The organism is Kitasatospora sp. NPDC052896 (assembly GCF_044547075.1).
In the GTDB taxonomy this organism is placed as follows: Bacteria; Actinomycetota; Actinomycetes; order Streptomycetales; family Streptomycetaceae; genus Kitasatospora.
Map to the genome: position 1 here is coordinate 1 of NZ_JBITZU010000025.1, position 1,592 is coordinate 1,592.

Annotated in this window: 1 protein-coding gene; it reads right to left on the minus strand. The window is 73.5% G+C overall.

From position 1 onward, the window contains the following. Positions 1 to 148 precede the first annotated feature (148 nt). Positions 149 to 1,414: a beta-ketoacyl-ACP synthase II gene (gene fabF / locus ACIGXM_RS31030; protein WP_396566735.1), complete on the minus strand. Its 1,266-nt coding sequence runs from the start codon at positions 1,412 to 1,414 to the stop codon at positions 149 to 151. Positions 1,415 to 1,592: the final 178 nt, after the last annotated feature.

Consider the following 1,592-nt stretch of genomic DNA (forward strand, 5'->3'; position numbering starts at 1 on the left):
GACGCTCGGCTGGGAAACCCCAGCCGAGCGTCTGCATAAACTCATCGCGGCCTAGACAACCGACCACGTGTTGCGACGACCACTAGAAACCACCGGGTGGGAGGCCGCCCCTTCGTGCCGGCCGTCGGACGGTGCGTCAGGCCGGGTGTCAGACCGTGCGGAAGGCCAGCACCACGTTGTGGCCGCCGAAGCCGAAGGAGTTGTTCAGCGCGGCGATCGGGCCCTGCGGCAGCTCGCGGGCCTCGATCCGGACGATGTCCGCGTCCACCTCGTCGTCCAGGTCGTCGACGTTGATGGTCGGCGGGGCCAGCCGGTGGTGCAGCGCCAGCACGGTGGCGACCGTCTCGATCCCGCCCGCGCCGCCCAGCAGGTGGCCGGTCATCGACTTGGTGGCGGAGATGGCGACGTGGTTCAGGTGCTCACCGAGCACCTTGCGCAGCGCCTTGATCTCGGCGACGTCGCCCTGCGGGGTGGAGGTGGCGTGCGCGTTGACGTGCACCACCTCGGATCGGTCCAGGCCGGTCGACTCGAAGAGGTGCGCCAGCGCGCGGGCCACGCCGGAGCCGGTCGGCTCGGGCTGGGCGATGTGGTGGGCGTCCGAGGAGAGGCCCTGGCCGACCGCCTCGCAGTAGACCCGGGCGCCGCGCCTGGCGGCGTGCTCGGCGGACTCCAGGACGACCACGCCGGCGCCCTCGCCCAGCACGAAGCCGTCGCGGGCCTTGTCGTACGGGCGGGAGGCGCGCTGCGGCTCGTCGTTGTTCTTGGACATCGCCATCATGTTGGCGAAGGCGACGATCGGCAGCGGGTGGATCGCGGCCTCGGTGCCGCCGGCCACCACCACGTCGGCGCGGCCGGTGCGGATCATCTCGATCGCGTAGCCGATCGCCTCGGCGCCGGAGGCGCAGGCGGAGACGGGGGTGTGCACGCCGGCGCGGGCGCCGACCTCGATGCCCACGTTGGCCGAGGGGCTGTTGGGCATCAGCATCGGCACGGTGTGCGGGGACACCTTGCGGACGCCCTTCTCCTTCAGCACGTCGTACTGGTCGAGCAGGGTGGTGACGCCGCCGATGCCGGAGGCGATCACGGTGCCCAGCCGCTCGGGGGCGATCACGGAGTTCTCGTCGGTGGCCGGGGCCGGGTAGCCGGCGTCGGCCCAGGCCTCGCGGGCGGCGATCACGGCGAACTGGGCCGAGCGGTCCAGCTTGCGGGCCAGCGGCTTGGGGAGCACCTCGCCCGGCTCGACGGCGGTGCGCGCGGCGATCCGGACCGGCAGCTCGGCGGCCCACTCCTCGGACAACGCGGCCACGCCGGAGCGTCCGGCGAGCAGACCCTCCCAGGTGGTTGCGGCGTCGCCGCCCAGCGGCGTGAAGGCGCCAATACCCGTGACGACCACGGTGCGGTTTTCAGCGGTCATTGGTTTTCTTCTCTCACGTGTGCAGGGTGGGGCGGGCCGGGGGTGGGGGAGGGGGGCGGGGGGGGGGGGGGGGGGGGGGGGGGGCCGGGGGGGGGGGGGGGGGGGGGGGCAGGGCCGAGCGGTCCAGCTTGCCGTTGACGGTGGTCGGCAGCCGCTCCAGGGTGACGAAGACGCCCGG

Bases quoted from the DNA above. Each gene is read 5' to 3' on its own strand.
- fabF (WP_396566735.1), bottom strand. From the start codon at position 1,414: ATGACCGCTGAAAACCGCACCGTGGTCGTCACGGGTATTGGCGCCTTC.